The 19,747-nt window shown below is 42.4% G+C and carries 17 protein-coding genes; 1 reads left to right on the forward strand and 16 read right to left on the reverse strand.

Annotated elements, in window-relative coordinates; genetic code table 11:
* Window position 1: 1 nt before the first annotated feature.
* The 14 genes from G4417_RS03690 to G4417_RS03755 all read right to left on the reverse strand — a co-directional run bounded on the left by G4417_RS03690 (window position 2) and on the right by G4417_RS03755 (window position 16,703).
* Complete coding sequence (locus G4417_RS03690; protein ID WP_008703871.1) at window positions 2-856, reverse strand: bifunctional 5,10-methylenetetrahydrofolate dehydrogenase/5,10-methenyltetrahydrofolate cyclohydrolase; 855 nt, start codon at window positions 854-856, stop codon at window positions 2-4.
* A 168-nt stretch (window positions 857-1,024) separates the two neighbouring features.
* A complete protein-coding gene (locus G4417_RS03695; RefSeq protein WP_019161830.1) occupies window positions 1,025-1,654 on the reverse strand; it encodes a cyclodeaminase/cyclohydrolase family protein in 630 nt (209 codons plus the stop codon).
* Between the two features lie 88 nt (window positions 1,655-1,742).
* The gene (locus G4417_RS03700) at window positions 1,743-2,411 is read right to left on the reverse strand and encodes a DUF3786 domain-containing protein (RefSeq protein ID WP_173682669.1); all 669 of its coding nucleotides are present in this window, start codon (window positions 2,409-2,411) and stop codon (window positions 1,743-1,745) included.
* Between the two features lie 109 nt (window positions 2,412-2,520).
* Window positions 2,521-4,461 (reverse strand): corrinoid activation/regeneration protein AcsV, encoded by a 1,941-nt coding sequence (gene acsV, locus G4417_RS03705; RefSeq protein ID WP_173682670.1) that lies wholly within the window; start codon window positions 4,459-4,461, stop codon window positions 2,521-2,523.
* A gap of 106 nt (window positions 4,462-4,567) precedes the next feature.
* Window positions 4,568-5,353 (reverse strand): carbon monoxide dehydrogenase/acetyl-CoA synthase methytransferase subunit, encoded by a 786-nt coding sequence (gene acsE, locus G4417_RS03710; protein ID WP_022380768.1) that lies wholly within the window; start codon window positions 5,351-5,353, stop codon window positions 4,568-4,570.
* Between the two features lie 117 nt (window positions 5,354-5,470).
* On the reverse strand, window positions 5,471-6,829 hold the full coding sequence (gene acsC, locus G4417_RS03715) for an acetyl-CoA decarbonylase/synthase complex subunit gamma (protein WP_173682671.1): 1,359 nt from the start codon (window positions 6,827-6,829) through the stop codon (window positions 5,471-5,473).
* Window positions 6,830-6,851: 22 nt separating this feature from the next.
* Window positions 6,852-7,796, reverse strand: coding sequence for an acetyl-CoA decarbonylase/synthase complex subunit delta (gene acsD, locus G4417_RS03720; RefSeq protein WP_022380766.1), 945 nt, complete (start codon window positions 7,794-7,796; stop codon window positions 6,852-6,854).
* Between the two features lie 76 nt (window positions 7,797-7,872).
* Entirely contained in the window at window positions 7,873-10,008 is a 2,136-nt protein-coding gene (gene acsB, locus G4417_RS03725) for an acetyl-CoA decarbonylase/synthase complex subunit alpha/beta (RefSeq protein WP_029676805.1), read from the reverse strand.
* A 124-nt stretch (window positions 10,009-10,132) separates the two neighbouring features.
* Complete coding sequence (gene acsB, locus G4417_RS03730) at window positions 10,133-12,259, reverse strand: acetyl-CoA decarbonylase/synthase complex subunit alpha/beta (RefSeq protein ID WP_022380764.1); 2,127 nt, start codon at window positions 12,257-12,259, stop codon at window positions 10,133-10,135.
* Window positions 12,260-12,282: 23 nt separating this feature from the next.
* On the reverse strand, window positions 12,283-13,047 hold the full coding sequence (locus tag G4417_RS03735; protein ID WP_019161837.1) for an AAA family ATPase: 765 nt from the start codon (window positions 13,045-13,047) through the stop codon (window positions 12,283-12,285).
* Between the two features lie 43 nt (window positions 13,048-13,090).
* Window positions 13,091-14,983, reverse strand: coding sequence for an anaerobic carbon-monoxide dehydrogenase catalytic subunit (gene cooS, locus G4417_RS03740; protein ID WP_154779775.1), 1,893 nt, complete (start codon window positions 14,981-14,983; stop codon window positions 13,091-13,093).
* Window positions 14,984-15,249: 266 nt separating this feature from the next.
* A complete protein-coding gene (locus G4417_RS03745) occupies window positions 15,250-16,020 on the reverse strand; it encodes an AAA family ATPase (protein ID WP_173682672.1) in 771 nt (256 codons plus the stop codon).
* A gap of 91 nt (window positions 16,021-16,111) precedes the next feature.
* Complete coding sequence (locus tag G4417_RS03750) at window positions 16,112-16,294, reverse strand: CooT family nickel-binding protein (RefSeq protein ID WP_008703891.1); 183 nt, start codon at window positions 16,292-16,294, stop codon at window positions 16,112-16,114.
* 13 nt (window positions 16,295-16,307) lie between these two features.
* Window positions 16,308-16,703: a hypothetical protein gene (locus G4417_RS03755; protein ID WP_008703892.1), complete on the reverse strand. Its 396-nt coding sequence runs from the start codon at window positions 16,701-16,703 to the stop codon at window positions 16,308-16,310.
* 344 nt (window positions 16,704-17,047) lie between these two features.
* On the opposite strand from G4417_RS03755, the gene G4417_RS03760 reads away from it, so the two are divergent.
* Window positions 17,048-17,875, forward strand: coding sequence for an aldo/keto reductase (locus G4417_RS03760; RefSeq protein WP_274597615.1), 828 nt, complete (start codon window positions 17,048-17,050; stop codon window positions 17,873-17,875).
* Window positions 17,876-18,047: 172 nt separating this feature from the next.
* Here the strand turns inward: G4417_RS03760 and G4417_RS03765 are convergent, their stop codons facing one another.
* A complete protein-coding gene (locus G4417_RS03765; RefSeq protein WP_173682673.1) occupies window positions 18,048-19,085 on the reverse strand; it encodes an NAD(P)H-dependent glycerol-3-phosphate dehydrogenase in 1,038 nt (345 codons plus the stop codon).
* 18 nt (window positions 19,086-19,103) lie between these two features.
* Window positions 19,104-19,745 (reverse strand): glycerol-3-phosphate 1-O-acyltransferase PlsY, encoded by a 642-nt coding sequence (gene plsY, locus G4417_RS03770; protein WP_173682674.1) that lies wholly within the window; start codon window positions 19,743-19,745, stop codon window positions 19,104-19,106.
* Between the last annotated feature and the right edge of the window lie 2 nt (window positions 19,746-19,747).

The following is a 19,747-nucleotide window of genomic DNA, read 5'->3' on the forward strand; positions in this document are numbered from 1 at the left end:
CTTATGCGTTTACCTTTCTCATTGCAGCTTCTACTACATGACCAACCAGTACAGAAGTTGTAACACTTCCAACACCGCCAGGTACAGGTGTAATAGCATCTACGATAGGCTCTACTGCTGCGTAGTCAACATCACCACAGAGTTTGCCTTCTGCATTTACGTTAATACCTACATCGATAATTGTCTGGCCTTCTTTTACATATTCAGCACCAACAACACCTGCACGGCCTGCTGCTACAATAATAATATCTGCTTCACGTGCTACAGACGGCATATCTACGGTTCTTGTATGGCAGATTGTAACAGTTGCGTTTTTCTTAACCAGCATCATTGCTGCAGGTTTACCAACAACAAGGCTTCTTCCGATCACTACTGCCTTTTTGCCTGTGCAGTCGATTCCGTAATGATCAAGAATTTCCATACAAGCCTGTGGTGTACATGGCGGGAAACCGATCTTTTTGCCTGTGAATACACCGGACATGGAAAGGTCTGTCATACAGTCAACGTCTTTTTCAGGAGCAAGTGCATTCTCGATCACTGCCTGATCCAGATGTTTTGGAAGCGGACGGAATAATAATACGCCGTGAATGCTGTCATCTTTGTTTACTTTATCGATTGTTGCAAGAAGTTCTTCCTGGGAAACATCTTCCGGAAGTAAGATTTTTTCACATGCAACGCCTAAAGTTTCGCAACGTTTTGTTGCTCCTCTTTCATAGGAGATATCGCTTGGGTTTTCACCAACACGGATGATGCAAAGGGTAGGATTTACTCCTTTTCCCTGAAGCTCTGCTACGTTTGCTTTGATTTTCTCGTTTAATGCTGCTGTTACTTCTTTACCTAATAACTGCTTAGCCATTTGTCGTTCCCTCCGAAATTATACGTTATTATTCTATACTGTATCTGAATGATTTCAGCATAATCGCCTCATAAATCATATGCACTCTGTAAAAAAATACATCTCAATAAATAATGTTACACTTTATTAAAAGAGACGGAAAACAATACAGAAATTTCTATTTTACTATTATTTCAGTCTGCCAAGTACGCTGTTAAATGTGTCATCTGCGATCTTTGTATATTTTTCAAGCATCGCATCTGCTTTTCTGTTTAATTCTTCTGCATACTCTCTGTCAGCCATGGATTTTGTGTTGATGTATACGTTCAGGCTGGCACCCTGTAATGCTGCCTTACAGAAAGCTGCACCAACACCTGCATCACTGATAGCAAGCTTGGAGCCTTTTGCGCCGAATTCTACGATCAGCTCGATCGCTTCACAGCATTTCTCCATGATTTCCATAGGAACGGAGCAGGCATCTTTTAATACGATCTCCATGACTCTTGCTTTCTCAGCTTTTTCTTCCTCTGTCTCTTTTGGCATTCCATATGCTTTGGATAATGGTTCGAATACTTCAGCATCACGTTCGATCAGACGAAGGAAATCCTTCTGAAGCTGATCACATTTTGCCTTTAATTCATACATTTCTTCTTCAACATCCGCATATTTCTTTTTTCCTACAGTAAGGCTTCCTACCATATTTCCAAGAGCAGTTCCTACTGCACCAACTAATGCAGACGCACCGCCGCCGCCCGGAACCGGAGCCTTAGATGCCAGAACTTCAACGAATTCTGTACATGTACTTGTTGAAAATCCCATTTTTTCTCCCTCTTTCTGTTTATATTTACTTATTTGACTCTGATATTTGCGGATTATTCTGCTGTTTCCATAATCCTGATATCATTTGTCATTTCTGAACGCATTTCAGATATGCTTTCAGAGAACCAATGATCACATCTCCCATAACTGCCATATCCTCTGCCTGGAAAGAGACAGGGAAGTTGTCAGAAAAGAGAATCTGTGAAGACGGCGGAAATTCCTCATCGCCTTCCCAGAGGATCATCTGTATTTTATATTCCGGAAAAATTTCTACTTCATAGGCAATATCTCCATGCTTTACAGGGATGGCACTGATATGCTCCATGATCGCCTTAAAATCTCCCAGACGATTTCCATAGGAAAATGCCAGACGTTTGATGCATCTGCCGTCAAACTGTCTTAAATATACTTCTCCCCATGGCATCTCACGGTATGTTTTAAATTTTCCGGAACTCTCAGACTTCAGACCATTTAAAAGAAAACGGATGGTCAGAATCCTTGCATAGATCATATTCTCCAGCGGATAAAAGCACTTATCATCCGGCGTATGTGTTACTTCAAAATCCGGCCATGTAATCTGATACTGTGTTCCAAGAAAAGTTAAAGTAAGTTTTTTTGTTTTTTCATCGTAAGGAATAGACAGTCTGGAAGCAATTTCCTTCGGATCTGCAGCTGCAAACTCCTGAGTATAATGCTCCCATGGCATTCTTTCCTTACTGTCTTTTTCATAATTTAAGTCATTTAAGCTAAATGCCATATAAATCTCCATAAGCAGGGCAGATCAAAGGAATCTAAAGATCTGTCCTGTTATTTTTATTTCTCTAGTAGATATTCATAATTTCTCATATAGAAATTACTGAAATTCATCAGCGGTTCTGGATCTCTTCCATTACAGTTGGGAACATACCTGTATCTGTATGAGGAATGAAACATGCACCAACAAATTCATCCATATAGATTGGCACTGTAGAAAGTTCCATATATGTCATATTGGAAGCAAGTTCATAAGTCTTCTTCTCTGCCGGTGTTGACAGAAGCATCAGATAGGCACCTGTCAGAGAGGAGTTACCAATGTAGTGGAATTTCTCAATAGGGATATCCGGGAACATACCGATGTTGACTGCGTTCTGCATGTTGATACCGCTTCCGATACCGCCTGCAACATATACGTCATCGATCATGCTCACATCGAAATCCAGAGAAGTGAGCATTGTACGGATTGCTGAGAAGATGGCACCTTTGGCACGGATGAAGTTGTCAATATCAACTTCTGTGATCTCAACATCTTTTACAGAACCTGCCTCTTCCTCAAATGCCAGGACATAGCTGCCCATTCCGTATTTGTCATGTTTGATTCTCTTTCCTTCACGGATAAATTTACCCTTGGGGTTGATGATTCCGCAGATATAAAGTTCACTGATCACATCGATGATACCGGATCCACATAAACCTACAGGTTTGGTTCCCGGATCACCTACGATCTTGTAGGTGGGCTCCATAGTCTCTTTGTCAATGGTACATGCTTCGATGGCTCCATCTGTAGCACGCATACCACAGCTAATGTCACCACCTTCAAAGGCAGGACCTGCAGAACATGCACAGCTCATCATAAAGTCTGAGTTTCCAAATACAAGCTCTCCGTTTGTACCAAGGTCGATAAACAGTGAAAACTCCGGCCTGTTCCAGATCTGGCTGACCAGGGTTCCGGCTGTAATATCGCCGCCTACATAGCTTCCGATATTCGGCGCCATAATAATATGAGCGTCTTTATTGATATCAATTCCCACATCAGAAGCAAAGAGGGAATTGGTCTTAAAGAATGCAGGGATATATGGTTCTGTACGCAATGGATCAGAATTAATTCCTGCAAACAGATGATTCATAGTTGTATTAGATGCCACGCACATTCTATATATGCGGTTTTTCGGGAATTTGGCACTTTTGCACATCTCGCTGATCATCGGATTGATGGTTTCTTTGATCACAGCATCCTGCAGCTTTTGCTGGCCGCCCGGTTTCTGTGATTCTACAATTCGGTTAATAACGTCTGCACCGAAACGGATCTGTCCGTTTCCGGCAGAACTCTTTGCCAGAATTTCACCGTTTTCCATATTGATCAGTACAGCGGAAACAGTTGTTGTACCAATATCGATTGCCAGACCACCGATTACTACATCTTCGTCTTTACCGAAGATATCATACACAAACATATCGTCAGAAGTAGCGCGGATCACACATTTTACTGAAAAATTACTCTCTCTCAATACATCCGGAAGCTTTTTCAGAACTGCATAAGGGATTCTGACTCTGCTGATATTCAGATACTTCCGCAGTGCTCTTGTAAGTCTCTCGTTATCCGGCATTGTGTCATCCAGAGACGGAGGATCCATTGTGACATCCACAACCTCCAGACTGTTTTTCAATTCGATGCCTGCAAGTTCTACATCTCTTTTGGCATTTTCAAAAATGGCTATTTCCTCTTTAGAGCTTAAATCAGCTACTTTCATTCTGCTCTTATAGGCAGATGCAATATCAGGTACCAGCACATTTACATCTGCACTGATCTTGCTGCAGCATGCAAGGCGCCATCCTTCCTGATATTCTTCGTCAGAAATATGTAATGTCTTTTTGCTCTCCAGTTCTCCGCTCTTTAACTGGACACGGCATTTTCCGCAGGCTCCGTTTCCAGAACATGGTGCATCGATCGCCACATTGGCTCCACGAGCTACCTCAAGTAAATTGTCCCCCGCATTGGCAAACGCTTCTACCACACTGCCATCTTCGAATGAAAATGTTACCTTAAACATTCGGCAACCACCTTTCTCATAATCGTTAATAGCCTGTAATAAAACAAGGGCCGAAGACCGAAGCCTTCAGCCCCCATAATTATGTATTCAATTCGTATGAAACTGATTAGATTTCCAGATAGGAATCTGCATACAGTGTATTGCCTTTGAATACATCACAGGATTTGATAGTTTCCATCAGACGAAGGTCGTTAGGGTTAACGATTGCTGATGTAAGACCATTCATCATAGCCATTGCTACAAGAGCAGAGTCCATGATCGGACGGATATGTTTTGGCATACCGTTACTGTTGTTAGAAAGACCACCTGTAGAGTTCAGTCCCATTTCAGAGAACATCTTGATAGCTTCAAGAACTTCCATCTGTTTGTCCTGCATTCCTTTTACAACGAGGAATAACGGGTCAAACCACAGATCTTCTGTATCCATGCCCTGAGCCATACCTCTTTCAAGCATGTTCTGGCAGTGCATCATACGCTCATCATTGTCAGCTGCTACCATACCAGAGGAGCAAAGTGCGATACAGATTGCATCATTTGCTGCTGCAAGGTCGATATTGGAAATTCTGTCACCTGCGTCTGCAGAGTTAACGATTGGTTTTCCTTTTGCTCTGTTGTATACAGAAATACCAGCTTCGATAGCTTTCTGGTTTGTTGTATCCAGTGCAAGCGGAACATTATCAAACTCAGACTGAAGGAGCTGAACAGCCCATTTCATTAAGTCTTCGCCATCATTTTCTGCAGGTCCGATATTCACATCGAGGTAAGTAGCACCAGCATCCAGCTGCTGTTTTGCTCTTTTGATGATCGGTTCAGGATCTCTTTCTGTAAATGCTTTGTTTACTGCCGGTGCAGTAGTGGAAAGTCTTTCTCCAATTGTTACGAATTTTGCCATAACCCTGTTCTCCTTTTATATTTATTTATACAGAGAAATCTGACAATTGCAGATCCCTCTACATACATTTTTCTTTATAATCCGGCCGGTACAAAACCGACCAGATGTTTACGGTCATTAGATCTGGCCGTCTGCCTGCAGATCCTTTAAGAATTTAACAAGCTGTACAGCTTCTCTTGGTCCAACGATGATTTCCCATCCAGGAAGTTTTGCTTCCAGATCACCCTTCAGAACCGCTACTTTACCAGGAATGATCAGTTTTCTGGATTTAACCTTCGGTTCAACATTCTCTTTGATATAAGAAGAAATACTGTTACCGGAGAATTTACCAGCTGCCCATGATGTCAGTACGGAAAGTCCGCCTGCATCATTGATTACCAGGTTAAGCGGAACACCGGAACGCTCCAGCTCGCCGGATACTACGAAATATGTAAGAGCAAAGTCTACAGTAGTAACTACTACAGAATTCTCATCAGCACCATTTAATGGATAGATGCCTGGCTCTACTTTCATTGGTTTCTGCGGGTCTGTGTAAACATTCTGACGCAGACCATATAACGGAAGAGCCTCTGCATATGTCATCTGCTCCATAACGATAATGGAACCATATTTCATTGTAAACATAGATGCTAAAGCTGCCTGTAAGTGAAGGTCGCCTCTGGCAATCTTAACAAGATTTACGATAGATGGATAACCAAATGTTCTGTCCTGATCTTTCAGAGCTGCACGACGAACCTGTACAGTATTTGCAAAAGTTTCTTTGATGTCAGCGCCTGTTGTATCAAGAACAAGATTCTTATTTCCAAGTTTTTCAAGAGCTGCTGTTGTATCATATAATTCATTTAAGTCTTTACCGGATACACCAAGAACAACACCTGCTTCTGTAGCAACTGCGTTCATTGCTTCGTAATTGGAAGCATCTGCACCGTTTAAGACCGGTTTGCTGTCTTTGCATACTGCAAGAGCTGCTTTAGCGATTTCAGGATCTTTGCAGTCAAGAACTAAAGTTCTGCCAAGACCTGCTGCTTTTTCTACAAGTGCTGTATATTTGGCAGCATCTGCGCCTTCGCCGCAGTTTACATATACAAGTTCAGCGTACATTCTCTCACCGATACGGTCATAATCAACCTTCGGGATCTCAGCAAGTTTAGCTTCTACTGTAGCATCATCCATGCATGTGCACAGAGCTACTGCATATCTAGGTTTGCTTACGAATGTTTTCTCATGTCTGAATAATACAGTTTCACCGCCAAGTGTGAATTCGCCGTCGCCTGTTCCGATTTTGATTGTTTTCATTGGCGGAGCTGTAGCCTCGGATAAGGAAGCTAAAGCTTCATCAGACATATGCGGACATTGTTCAATCTTCATAGCGCCCTGAGCAACTTTCATAGAGAAAGCCATACAAGTTGGGCATCCGCATTCCTTACAGTTTTTCTTTGGTGTTAATTTAAAAATCTGAATACCATTCAGTGCCATTTTATTTGTTCCTCCTATTCAATTACGCAAGTGCTTTGATCATTCTGGAAATAGCTGCAACAGCTTCCGGATGTCTTAAGATGACTGCATCAGATCCGGCTGCAAGGTCAGCAGCAGCTGTCATAACTTCCATATCGATTCCACGCTCTTCTTCCGGTCCCCATTCAGGCATATCTTTCTCAGAAGCTGTTGCTTCTTTTACGCCCCATGTTTCAGCGGATACCGGTGTAATGATAGGCATCTGCAGCATGTTATCATTCTGAGATAAAGCTGCACCTTTAATACGGTCCATAGTGGATACAACATATTCATATCCATATCCGGCAGCAGCACTACCGATATTCATAACAATTTTCTGTGCATTAACGCCTAACTGAGTAGTTACAACGTTAAGCTGTTTAGCAAGGTTGATATCTACGGCAGATTCTGCACCTACGATCTGATCGTAAGCAAGTCCTGCTGCAGCACCGATTGCTTTGTAGTTTTCTTCTTTTTCTGAAAGAATCAGTACGTTTCTTCCCTGAAGAGCTTCCGCTACCTTAGGAAGGAGTTCTGCGTCTTTCTCTACATTCTTGCATCCTTCAACTACTAATGGTGCATCAATTGCATCTGCAACTTCTTTAACAACTGCGATAAGTTCATCAACAGATTTGTTTACACCGTTCGGATCTCCACCCTCAAGGATCAGAGCTACAAAGTCAGCACCTTCCATAGCTGCTGCTTTTTTAGCCATTTCTCCGATTGTGGATGCTCCGTCATAGTATGCTTTGATACCTTCGGATACAATATTCTCAAGACCCATATCAGAGATTTCAACACCGATCTTAGGTGCGTTTTCTGATGGTGCATCAAAAGAATAAAATGGATAAGTAGAGTCTCCGCCGATTGTTACAGTCTTATCTCCGCTACCAATTGTGACTGTATTAATCTTTGCATTAAATTTCTGAAGTTTCTGATTAAACGGCATTTCTATTTGGCCTCCTTAAAAAAATTACTATGTGCTTGCCTCTACGCAGACAAATCACATCATCTCATATAGTATACTACATCATCGGGTCCATTGACAAGGCTGGATGATTATGTTCTGTTAAAAATGCAACAAGCTCTTCTGGATCTGTTGTATTTGTCTCGTCACCAATCATATCAGTAAAGTTGTCAATACCATACAGTTCCTTTGCTGTCTTATTCAAACGCTCCGCAACTGTCTCTTTTAATTCCTTAGGCATCCATACGATACGTTCAATACCGCCTTCTGCCTTCATGAATTTCTTGGATGAAATAAAGTGTTTACCATGTCCCATGAATCCTGGTGTCTGAACACCGCCGCCAGTCATAGATGCCATCTCTGAGAATGTCATTCCGAGAGGTGTCATTCCTGCATATTCACGGTTGGCGATTACTACACCATTAGAAAACGGCTCAATACCACAGATACACTCGAAGCATCCACAGGAAGTCATAGGATCCTGCATAATGGAATAAAGTGTAACGTGTTCGAGAGCTCCCTGTGAGAATTTTTGTACAGCTTCATCAACATCCTCATAAGAACCAAGGTTCTCATCAATTGGTCTTTCCTTTGTAATGATCTGACAAGGTCCGTTTGGATCCAGTTCATTTGTTGCTTTTGCATCCAGCCATGAAACGGCTCCGCAAAGTCCAAGTCTCTCTGGTGTAACAACACATACATGAGACGGTGAAAAAGCCTGACAAAGGATACAGCTGTAATATACGTCTACAGTTTCATCTGTAAGATTTTCAAGACGTGCATCACGTTTATCGAATACAGGGATTGCTACCTCATGACGGATTCTTGTACACTCAGCCGGATCAGTATAAACGGTTACCTGACATTTATCAACTACAGCTTCAAACTCATTTTTTACCTGTGTATACAGAACCTCACCGATATGTCTGATACGGAATCCTGCATTGTAAGCTTCCTTACCGATACGGATCCTCTGCATATCTCTCTGTCCTGTATGATAAACTCCCTCAATACAGTTAATGTAATTGTGGAATTTACGCTCAATTACAGGTTCAAAATCAGGCTGCATTCTCTTTCCCGCTACTTCTACCACGTAAGCGATCGGATTCTTGCTTCCCAATTCCATTTCATCTACATCTGGTCCTACAACTGTAATCTTGTGGTCCTCTACCTCATCCATGCTTCTTGTCTGCACAAGTTCTGCACAATCCACACGGGAACCGTCGAACTCAACCTGCATATCTTTACGACGGATAATCTCGCCTTCGAATGCAGACGCAAACGCAACAGGAATATCAATATTGGTAATTTTGATCTTAATATTTCTGGCTTCCAGAGAAACCTTATTAAAATCAGCAACATTCGGGCATGCGATCAGCGCACCCGGAACTTCTGTAATGTTTTCATCTTCATTGGAAATCACAGGGAATCCAAGTTTGATTGCTCCTGCACCAGCAGCCAGAATCACATCATCGATCGGTTTAAACGCATTGACAAATGCCGGTACTCTCTCTGATGTATACTTGATCAGAGCGGCTGCATCTCCAGGAGTAACGTTTCCGAAGATCAGAGCTGCACGAAGTGCCACGGATACTACATGGATTACAGAAGTAATATCTTTTCCAAGTGGTACGATTCGAACATTATAGCCCATTTTCAATCCAAGTTCCTGCGCCTGGTCAATAATTCCTCCAACCAGTGTAACAAGAATTCCCTGTGCCTGATAACTCTTTACCAGATCTACACCTTCCTGTGCGGTAGGTGCCGATCCAATAATAACAGCTACACCAGGAATATCACCGGTTACAAGAGGTACACCAAGTTCACGGATTATGGAATCCGGAAGGTGTCCATAGTACGGTTCACTGTATGGCTCCGCTCCATCCAGATACTTCAGTACTTCTATGAACTCTGCACAAAGTGCGGTAGCGACTCCGGACATCAAAGCGTCATCTAACTGATGCTCTCTTGTCATAAGAGATTTGATCACACCAAGTGCTTCTTTCATTTCGCCAAGGGTCTTCACCTTGACTCCTGTTACTGCATAGTAACATGGCAGACAGTAGGCAGTATGAGGAAATTCAACTGCCTTGTCTGCGCCGTGCTGTGCAATGGCTTCCTCTACAGCCTGACAGGTTAACCCGTAGACTGCATCATTTCCGTTAAAGATTCTGTCGATTAACAATTTGCACATCTCCATTTCGTATTTAGAATAATACTATGGTTTTATCTATATAACGCTTTAGGCGTTTAAACCCCGGAGACGTTTAGTGGCTTCCGCATTGCCCATCCACGCCTCCGGGCAAAACCACCAATCTTTACATCATCGGATCAAGAGCTAATGCCGGATGGCCTTTTTCTGTAAGGAATCCAACCAGTGTCTCCGGATCAGTAGCGATTGTTTCATCACCGATCATATCTGTAAAGTTTTCAATACCATAGAGTTCATTTGCTGTCTTATTAAGACGTTCAGCAACAAACTCTTTCAGTTCTTTCGGCATCCATACGATACGTTCAATACCACCTTCTGCCTTCATGAACTTCTTGGAGCTGATGAAATGTTTACCATGTCCCATGAAACCAGGTGTCTGAACACCACCACCTGTCATGGATGCCATTTCTGAGAATGTCATTCCAAGAGGTGTCATGCCTGCATACTCACGGTTAGCGATAACAACACCATTGGAGAATGGCTCGATACCGCAGATACACTCGAAGCATCCGCATGATGTCATAGGATCCTGCATGATAGAGTACAGTGTAACGTGCTCTAATGCACCCTGGGATAATTTCTTAACAGCTTCATCTACATCTTCATAAGAACCAAGGTTCTCATCAATAGGTCTTTCTTTTGTAATTACCTGGCAAGGTCCGTTTGGATCCAGCTCGTTGGTAGCTTTTGCATCCAGCCATGAAACGGCACCGCAAAGTCCAAGTCTCTCAGGTGTAACAACACATACGTGAGACGGGGAGAATGCCTGGCAGAGGATACAGCTGTAATATACATCTACAGATTCGTCTGTCAGAGTATTCAGACGGTCATCACGTTTCTCGAAGATCGGGATAGCAACTTCATGACGGATTCTTGTACACTCAGCAGGATCTGTATAAATAGTAACTTCACATTTATCAACAACTGCGTCAAATTCATTCTTAACCTGTGTATAGAGAACTTCACCGATATGTTTGATCTTGAAGCCTGCAGCAAATGCATCTTTGCTGATACGGATTCTCTGCATATCTCTCTGTCCTGTATGGTATACACCTTCGATACAGTTGATGTAGTTATGGAACTTACGCTCGATAACAGGTTCAAAGTCAGGCTGCATGTTTTTACCTGCAACTTTAACAACATATGCAATGCTGTTCTTGCTGCCAAGTTCCATGTCGTCTACTTCCGGACCAACAACTGTAATCTTATGGTCTTCTACTTCACTTGCATCACATGTATGTACAAGCTCTGCACAGTCTACACGGGAACCATCGAATTCAACCTGCATGTCTTTACGACGGATAATCTCACCTTCGAATGCAGATGCGAAAGCAACCGGGATATCGATGTTTGTAATTTTAATCTTGATGTCACGTGCTTCCAGAGAAGTTGCATTCCATTTGGAGATGTCTTTCTGGCAGATCAGGCTCTTTGGTACTCTTGCAACATCTTCCTGGTTTGTGATAACCGGGAATCCAAGAGCGATAGCGCCTGCACCACAAGCTACGATCACATCATTTAACGGTGCAAATGCATTAACAAATGCAGGTACACGTTTCATTGTGTAATCCATCAGAGTTGCAGCATCACCTGGTTTTACGTTACCGAAGATAAGAGCTGCACGAAGTGCTACAGATACTACATGGATAACTGCTGTAACGTCTTTTCCAAGCGGGATAACACGTACGTTAGCACCTGTCTTGTATCCAACTTCCTCTAACTGGTCAATAACGTCGCCAACCAGAGTGATCAGGATACCCTGAGACTGGTAGGATTTAACAAGGTCTGCTGCTTCCTGAGCGGAAGGAGCTTTTCCAAGGATAACTGCTACACCTGGGATATCGCCTGTTACAAGCGGTACACCAAGTTCACGGATCACTGCATCTGCAAGATGTCCGTAGCAAGGAGCTTCATAAGGAACTGCTCCGTCAATATATTTCAGAACTTCGATAAATTCTGCGCAGAGAGCTGTAGCAACGCCTGACATAAATACGTCATTTGTTCTTTTCTCTCTTGTCATAAGAGTTTTTACTACTGCAAGAGCATCTTTTAACTCTGCAAGAGTTCCAACCTTTGTTCCTGTTACTGCATAGTAGCATGGTAAAGAATATGCTGTATCAGGGAAGCTGACTGCTTTGTCAGCGCCGTATTTTTCAATTGCCTGGTTGATGGCACCCTCTGTAAGTCCATAAACCGCGTCGTTTCCCGCAAAAACACTTTCAAATAAAGTCACTTGTTCTACCTCCTAATATATGATTACTGACGATCTATCTTTTCTTTTATTTTAATGATCTCATCGGTAACTGTCTTGCTGAAGTCATACGGGGATTTTCCCTGTCTGTCTGCATCAATTACCTCTGTGTTGTAATGAATCATACCTAAAAGATCTTCCTGTGGAATCCGTTCTCTGATAAAGTTTTCGTCATCTTCATTGCGCACTTTGTTTGCGACAACCTTTACCTGAGACACTCCTAAATCTTTTGCCAGGCGCTTTACATTTTTATATGTCTGCACACTCCTTGCACCTGGTTCGATCACTACGATAAATGCGTCAACTCCTTCTGTGGTTCCTCTGCCGAGATGTTCCAAGCCGGCTTCCATATCAAGAATTACTACATCTTCTCTTCTAAGTACCAGATTATTGATAATGCGCTTTAACATTACATGTTCCGGGCATACACATCCGCCGCCGCCTGTCTCGACAGTTCCCAGGACAAGGAGCCGTACGCCATTACAGACCTTACCATATTTCTCCGGAATATCGTCTACTTTCGGATTCAGATGATAGAACTGATTTCCTGCTGTAGCCCCTGTACGTTCTTCCACCAGCTTACGCATCTTTGAAATCGGTACAATAGAATCCAGAGTTTCTTCATCAAAGCCTAATGCAAGACCAAGATTCGCATCCGGATCCACATCTGCTGCAAGTACCGGTCTGCCCTCTGCTGCATACAACCTGGCCAGCGTTGCTGCAAAAGTGGTTTTGCCTACGCCGCCTTTTCCTGTAACTGCTATTTTCATTTTACGTCATCCACCTTTTATTACATTTTAAGATTACAGCAGATTAGATTCCTAATGCTGTTCTCTTCTCTTCAATTCTTTCGATCATCAGATCAACTAATTTCTCAATATCTGTTTCTACTGTATAAGCAGCTCCTGTCCATTTTCTTGTTCCCTCTGTAAGAAGCTCTCCCATTTCTGAAGAACCGGAAACATATGGATCAACACCAAGGAATGTATCAATACCAGTACCTACTACATAGTTACCGATGGATACAGCTTTTTCAGACATCCATTCAGGAGCACATCCAACTACAGGAAGCTGATTGATCTGAAGGCCTGCATCTTTTGCAAGTTCAGCAGCAAGGATCATCATACGGGAAATATCTACGCATGATCCCATGTGGAGTACCGGTGGGATATCGGCCAGTTCACAGACACGTTTCAGACCTGCACCGCAGAGATCTTTTGCAGATTTGTCCATAAGACCTGCTTTTGCAGCTGCCTGTGCAGAACATCCGGAAGCAATGACAACGATATCATTAGCGATACATTTCTTCATCAGTTCAATATGTGCATAATCAGGACGGATCTTAGGATTGTTACATCCAACCATAGCAACAGCACCACGGATAACACCGGAAGTGATGCACTCAAGTAATGGTTTTGTTGTTCCTGTCTCATCAACCTGAGAGTTTGTAACACCGTCAAGAACCTTAACGATTGCTTCTACGGAATAACCAACTGTAGCTTTCTGTTTCAGCTGTGGGATGTGTACAAGTTCAGGTTTTCTGTTCTTGAAGTTATCAATAGCCATCTTAACGATTGCTTTTGCATTCTCTCCTGCTGTCTCAGCATTGAATCTGATAAATTCAGCATCAGGCATCTGAGCGATCGGAGAAGTTGTGATAAATTTAGTATGGAAGCATTTGCTTAAAGGTCCTAATGCAGGGAAGATACACTGAACGTCTACTACGATCGCTTCGCAGGCACCTGTCAGTACTACATTCTCCTGCTGCAGGAAGTTACCGGCCATCGGAACACCGCGACGCATAGCTACTTCGTTTGAAGTACAGCATACACCGGAAACAGTGATTCCTTTTGCTCCTACAGATTTTGCATAATCGATCATTTCTTTGCTGTCTGCATATTCACAGATCATCTCAGAAAGGCTCGGATCATGTCCGTGCACAACAATGTTTACGTTTTCCTCAACCATAACACCAAGGTTAGCTTCTGTGTCAATTGGCTTCGGAGTTCCGAATAAAACATCAGAGAACTCTGTTCCCATCATGGAACCGCCCCATCCATCAGCCATACCGCAGCGAAGAGACTGTTTTACAAGAGCTTCCGGAAGAGAAGAACATCCCATATGAGCCATATGTAAAGAAGTGGAAACCTCACGGTCGATCGCACGTGGTGCAATTTCATTTTCAATCAGTTTCTCTTTCTGTCCTGCAGGCATTCTGTCAAGGAATCTCTGATATCCAAATGGTTTACCATATTCCATCAATCCTGTCTCAGCCATTTCATGAGCCAGATCATAGATATCTTTTCCTTCTGTCTCTACGCCCCATTCTTTTGCGATACGGATCAGTTTCTCAGGATCTTTTACCTGATAGTTTCCGCCGTCTTTTGCACAATATAATGTGTGGCAGATTTCACGACCGTGATCAGAGTGAGTAGCTGCACCACCTGCTGTAAATTTCAGGAAGTTTCTTCCTACGATACCATGAACGTCACATCCGCAGATACCTCTTGGTGCTTTAGGGGTAATACGACATGGTCCCATAGCACAGATACGACAGCAGACACCCTGCTCACCGAATTTACAATGTGGAGTCTGGTTTTTTACACGGAACTGCCATGCGTCAGCTCCAACCTTTGCACCTGTCTCCAAAAGTCTGGCAGTAGCCTCTTCAAACTCTTCCACTGTAGTTAATTTGAATTCACTCATTATAGACCTCCTTTAATTCTGGTTTGTGTATTCCTTTAAGATACACATTTTTATTTTATTAATAATCCCACAGGCAGGAAATCCCGGTTATCTATATCTGAAGGATTGGCTCCGTTAAAGATAACTGCGATAACCCATCCCATCCCCTCCCATGGGTTATTTAACTTAAAAAATAAAGATGTAAACTTGTATTTATCTCTGCATATATAGATTTCCTATGCGCAGAAACATCCCTCATCGGATTCTCATCCGACAAGGGGTGTTTCTTATAATTTTAAATTATCAACGATTGCACGAAGTGCAGTCTTGACAGGGTTGTCTTCCGGAAGTGTGCTTGTAGGACGTCCTTCACAGTCATATTCATAGACTGTCTCGTCTTGGGGAACAACACCAAGAAGTGTCAGTCCCTGATTTGCGATCTCTTCCTGAATGCTCTTATTCAATTCTCCTTTCGGAGCTCGGTTAATGATCAACCCCACTGTATCAGGACGCATATCACATTCTTTGATAAGTTCTGCGATTCTGCCCACTGCCTGTACTCCTCTTCTGGAACAGTCACTGACCAGAATGGCAGTCTGCATGCTCGGAAGCACGCCTCTGCTGATATGTTCCATTCCGGCTTCATTATCTACAACAATATATGGATAATTATTCTGGTATTTTGCAAGCTGAGTCTGAAGAAGACCATTCACATAACAGTAGCAACCCTTTCCCTGAGTTCTTCCCATAACAAGAAGATCAAAGTCATCATCCTCAACCAGAGCATCTTCAAAACGCATTTCCGCATAATCAGCTTTAGACATTCCGGTAGGAATTGGATTCTCTTTTGCAAGCTCTGCACGTGCAATTTCTTCACGCACATCGCCAAGAGTTGTCTCTACCTTTACGCCAAGAACCTCATTGAGGTTTGAGTTTGCATCAGCATCTACTGCAAGAATCGGCCCTTTACCCTTTTCACACAAGTACTGGATCAGCATTCCGCATAATGTTGTTTTTCCCACGCCGCCTTTTCCTGCGACAGCAATTACGTGTGCCATAAAACCAGGTGCCTCCTAAATCTGTCTTAGTATTCTTTCTATAAATAAAAATGATGTTAAGGTCAAAAGGTGTTTTGTCCCTATCTTAATATCAGTCACATTTCAGTTTCACAATACTGTTGGCAAGGTCAACCATTAAAATAGTTCCCTCGACCACTCTCTCATCCCCCATAATATCACGGAGAATCAATTTATTCCCATCCACATCTATACGGGAAACATTTTTAAAAATAACAGAATCGTCACTTTCTTTATATACAGTTGCCAGACACATGTGATGTCGCCTCCTATTTCATCTCTTCCTTAACAAGCGTTAAAGCAAGTCCAAGTCTCATATTGCCTTTCTGGAAATCTGCAACAGCTTCCTTGATGGTCTTACATGCTGCATCCATTCCCATCTTGGCAAGGTTGTCAGCCATCTGATCCAGTTCCTGAGCATGGTGCTCATTATGCTGAAGCATATATGTCAGAAGAGCCAGTGTCTCATTCTTACAGTCACCTTCACTGCAGGATCCGCAATGAGCAGTATCACAGGCATGATCTGTATGAGAATGTCCATGATCATGACCTTCGCCATGAGTATGCTCATGAGTATGAGTCATACCATCTTCATGGGTATGTTCATGAGTGTGTCCATGTCCATGCTGGACAAGATTCCCATTTTCATCTTTGATTAAATGCATGGTTAAGTGCTCCCTTCTATTGAAAAGTACACTGGATTTATAAAATCCAGTCTTTTTTTATGACAATAAATTATCAATTTACTAACATTATACATCTTTTTTTTCATTTTCGCAAGCTATTTAGCATAAATAATCACTAAAAAAATTTAAAATATATGCTTTGAAATAGCTTTTTTCACAAGAACTGTTAATGCTTTAACCACTATGTTATATTGTTAACAATATATTCTTGCAAAAACTTAATAATTTTTATGTACTTCTGACACATTTTTATGTTATACTTGGACAAGATTATTGGGCAAAGTGGATTGCCAAAAGTGTATATAAGAATTGGAGGAATTATTTTGGATAATACTGTTTTTCTGAATACAAACAGAGAGATGCCTTTACTCGGACTGGGAGTATACAAAGCCACGGGGGAAAATGAGGCTGAAAGTGCTGTTATTTCTGCTGTTGAATCAGGATACCGTCTGATTGATACAGCCTCCGTATATAAGAACGAAGAAAATGTGGGACGTGGAATCGCCAGATGCGGAATCCCACGAAATGAACTTTTTATTACTACAAAAGTATGGAATACAGCGCAGCGTCTTGGAGATATCCAGGGCGCTTTCGAAAGAAGCCTGGATCGGCTCAAACTGGATTATGTAGATCTGTATCTGATTCACTGGCCGGTTCCGGGATGTTATCTCAGCACCTGGAAAGTACTGGAGGAAATCCAGAAATCCGGACGGGCTCTTTCTATCGGTGTCAGTAACTTTGAAATCCGTCATCTGGAAGAGTTGGAAGCCAATTCAGGAATTATACCTGCTGTAAACCAGATTGAGTGCCATCCGCTCTGCTATCCGAAAGAGTTGATTGATTATTGCCAGAATAAAGGAATTCAGATACAGGCATATGCTCCCCTTGCAAGAGGTGCATATCTCGACAATGATGTTATGTGTGTACTCGGAACCAAATATGCCCGCACTCCCGCTCAGATCGGTTTGCGTTGGGCTACTCAGAAGGGAATTTCTGTAATTCCCAAATCTGTACATCCTGACCGTATCAGAAGCAATGGCAATATTTTTGATTTCACAATTGAACAGGAAGATATGGATCTGATCGATACTCTGAATGAGAATTTCCACAGTTCACATATTCCCGAGGATTTAAGGGACATTGCATTTTGATAAAGATTAACAGAAAAAGCATTTTATCATGTAATGTAAATGCAAAAAGCAGATGTATTTATATAACATCTGCTTTTTTGTATTTATCATCCCTATTTATAGAATTTCCCGAAAATGATGCATTTGAAAGTTTTTCTATAGCATCTCGGTCAGGGCATTTTTCAAACACACTTTAGCGGTTCACTGAATGATTACTGCCATCTTCCCATGGAAGCATCGGTGTCTCCACTTTTTTATCTCTTACCATAAGGTCGATCACTGCTTCCGCAGCACTTTTCCCTTCGAACAGAACTTTGTTTACTTCTGTAATGATCGGCATTTCCACATCATATTTTTCTGCCAGTTCTTTTGCAGCTTTTGCGGAATAGACGCCCTCCACGATCATTTTCACTTCAGCCATTGCCTGCTCCATGGTATATCCTTTTCCCATCAGATATCCGGCTTTTCGGTTGCGGCTGTGAACACTGGCACAGGTAACGATCAAATCTCCGATTCCGGACAGACCATAAAAGGTTTCCATACGCGCTCCCATTTTAACGCCCAGACGGGAAATCTCTGCAATTCCTCTTGTGATCAGGGCTGCTTTGGTATTATCACCGTATCCCAGACCATCGGCGGTTCCGGCTGCCAGTGCGATCACATTCTTCAGCGCTGCACCAAGCTCCACCCCCAGCATATCCGGCGTGGTATAAACTCTGAAAACAGGACTCATAAAGATTCCCTGCAGATATTCTGCAGTCTCTCTCTTGCGAGAGCTTACCACACATGTTGTAGGCAGTCCCTTTCCGACTTCTTCCGCATGACTCGGTCCGGAAAGTACAGATACCTCGGCCTGTGGAAGTTCCTGTTCAATAATCTCACTTAATGTAAGAAGTGTTTTCTCCTCCACACCTTTGGCAACATTTACAATCTTCTGACCTTCTTTTACAAAAGGCGCCAACCGTTTACAGGTACTTCTGGTATAAGGCGACGGAACAGCCAGCACAGCAACATCTGCATCTCTCAGGCTTCTCTCAACATCTGTTGTAATGTCGATCGGCTCTGGAATCTTAACTCCCGGAAGCTTACTTACATGTTCACGTTTCTCTCTTAATGTTGCAATCTCTTCTCCAAGTGCTGACCACAGGATTACTTCATGCCCATTATTATAAAGAAGAATAGCCAGGGCAGTTCCCCAACTCCCTGCACCAAGTACACTGATTTTTGCCATATAAACACCTCTTTTTATTTATTTTTTTTTGCTTAAATAAATTTTACTTTCTGTTCCGTCCAGAAGTCGTTTTATGTTCTTTTTATGTCTGTAAAATGCCAGCACTGTCAGTGCTCCCATAACAACATAGAGCTCTGCAGTATGTGCGTGATCCATATGATAGGATCCCATCTGCCCAAAGACGATCATACTGATAAAAGCTGTCAGATATGCGCTCACTGAGCACAGGGAAACGTAATGTGTCAGAAAGAACAATCCGAAAAATACAATTGCACAGATTACAAAAATCCGCCAGTCAAAAGCAATCACAAGTCCCACAGAAGCTGCCACACCTTTTCCGCCTTTGAAGTTCAGATAAAACGGAAAATTATGTCCAAGAATACATCCTGCTGCTGCATAGAGACTCAGCAGAGGAAGGATATCCCCATAAGAATTCCCAAATATTGCTTTTGCGATCAGAATCGCAGCAATACATTTCAGGCAGTCGCACAGAAGATTCAGGGCACCTGCTTTCTTTCCAAGAGTACGCAGCACATTCGTAGAACCAAGATTTCCGCTTCCCTGTTTGCGGATATCAATATGATAAATCTTTCCTAAAATGTATGCGGTCTGAAAAAGTCCGCATATATATCCTATTGCTATGCAAGCCAAACGTTCCATGA

The sequence above is a fragment of the Blautia wexlerae genome (assembly GCF_013300825.1).
Lineage (GTDB): Bacteria > Bacillota > Clostridia > Lachnospirales > Lachnospiraceae > Blautia_A > Blautia_A wexlerae_B.

Excerpts from the sequence above, each read along its gene's own strand:
- G4417_RS03700 (WP_173682669.1), bottom strand. The coding sequence starts at position 2,411 with ATGGCATTTAGCTTAAATGACTTAAATTATGAAAAAGACAGTAAGGAA.
- plsY (WP_173682674.1), bottom strand. The coding sequence starts at position 19,745 with ATGGAACGTTTGGCTTGCATAGCAATAGGATATATATGCGGACTTTTT.
- G4417_RS03750 (WP_008703891.1), bottom strand. The coding sequence starts at position 16,294 with ATGTGTCTGGCAACTGTATATAAAGAAAGTGACGATTCTGTTATTTTT.
- G4417_RS03735 (WP_019161837.1), bottom strand. The coding sequence starts at position 13,047 with ATGAAAATAGCAGTTACAGGAAAAGGCGGCGTAGGCAAAACCACTTTT.
- G4417_RS03745 (WP_173682672.1), bottom strand. The coding sequence starts at position 16,020 with ATGGCACACGTAATTGCTGTCGCAGGAAAAGGCGGCGTGGGAAAAACA.
- acsD (WP_022380766.1), bottom strand. The coding sequence starts at position 7,796 with ATGCCGTTTAATCAGAAACTTCAGAAATTTAATGCAAAGATTAATACA.
- acsB (WP_029676805.1), bottom strand. The coding sequence starts at position 10,008 with ATGTGCAAATTGTTAATCGACAGAATCTTTAACGGAAATGATGCAGTC.
- acsC (WP_173682671.1), bottom strand. The coding sequence starts at position 6,829 with ATGGCACTGAATGGTATTCAGATTTTTAAATTAACACCAAAGAAAAAC.
- G4417_RS03765 (WP_173682673.1), bottom strand. The coding sequence starts at position 19,085 with ATGGCAAAAATCAGTGTACTTGGTGCAGGGAGTTGGGGAACTGCCCTG.
- G4417_RS03755 (WP_008703892.1), bottom strand. The coding sequence starts at position 16,703 with ATGCATTTAATCAAAGATGAAAATGGGAATCTTGTCCAGCATGGACAT.
- acsE (WP_022380768.1), bottom strand. The coding sequence starts at position 5,353 with ATGGCAAAATTCGTAACAATTGGAGAAAGACTTTCCACTACTGCACCG.
- G4417_RS03695 (WP_019161830.1), bottom strand. The coding sequence starts at position 1,654 with ATGGGATTTTCAACAAGTACATGTACAGAATTCGTTGAAGTTCTGGCA.
- cooS (WP_154779775.1), bottom strand. The coding sequence starts at position 14,983 with ATGAGTGAATTCAAATTAACTACAGTGGAAGAGTTTGAAGAGGCTACT.
- acsV (WP_173682670.1), bottom strand. The coding sequence starts at position 4,461 with ATGTTTAAGGTAACATTTTCATTCGAAGATGGCAGTGTGGTAGAAGCG.
- G4417_RS03690 (WP_008703871.1), bottom strand. The coding sequence starts at position 856 with ATGGCTAAGCAGTTATTAGGTAAAGAAGTAACAGCAGCATTAAACGAG.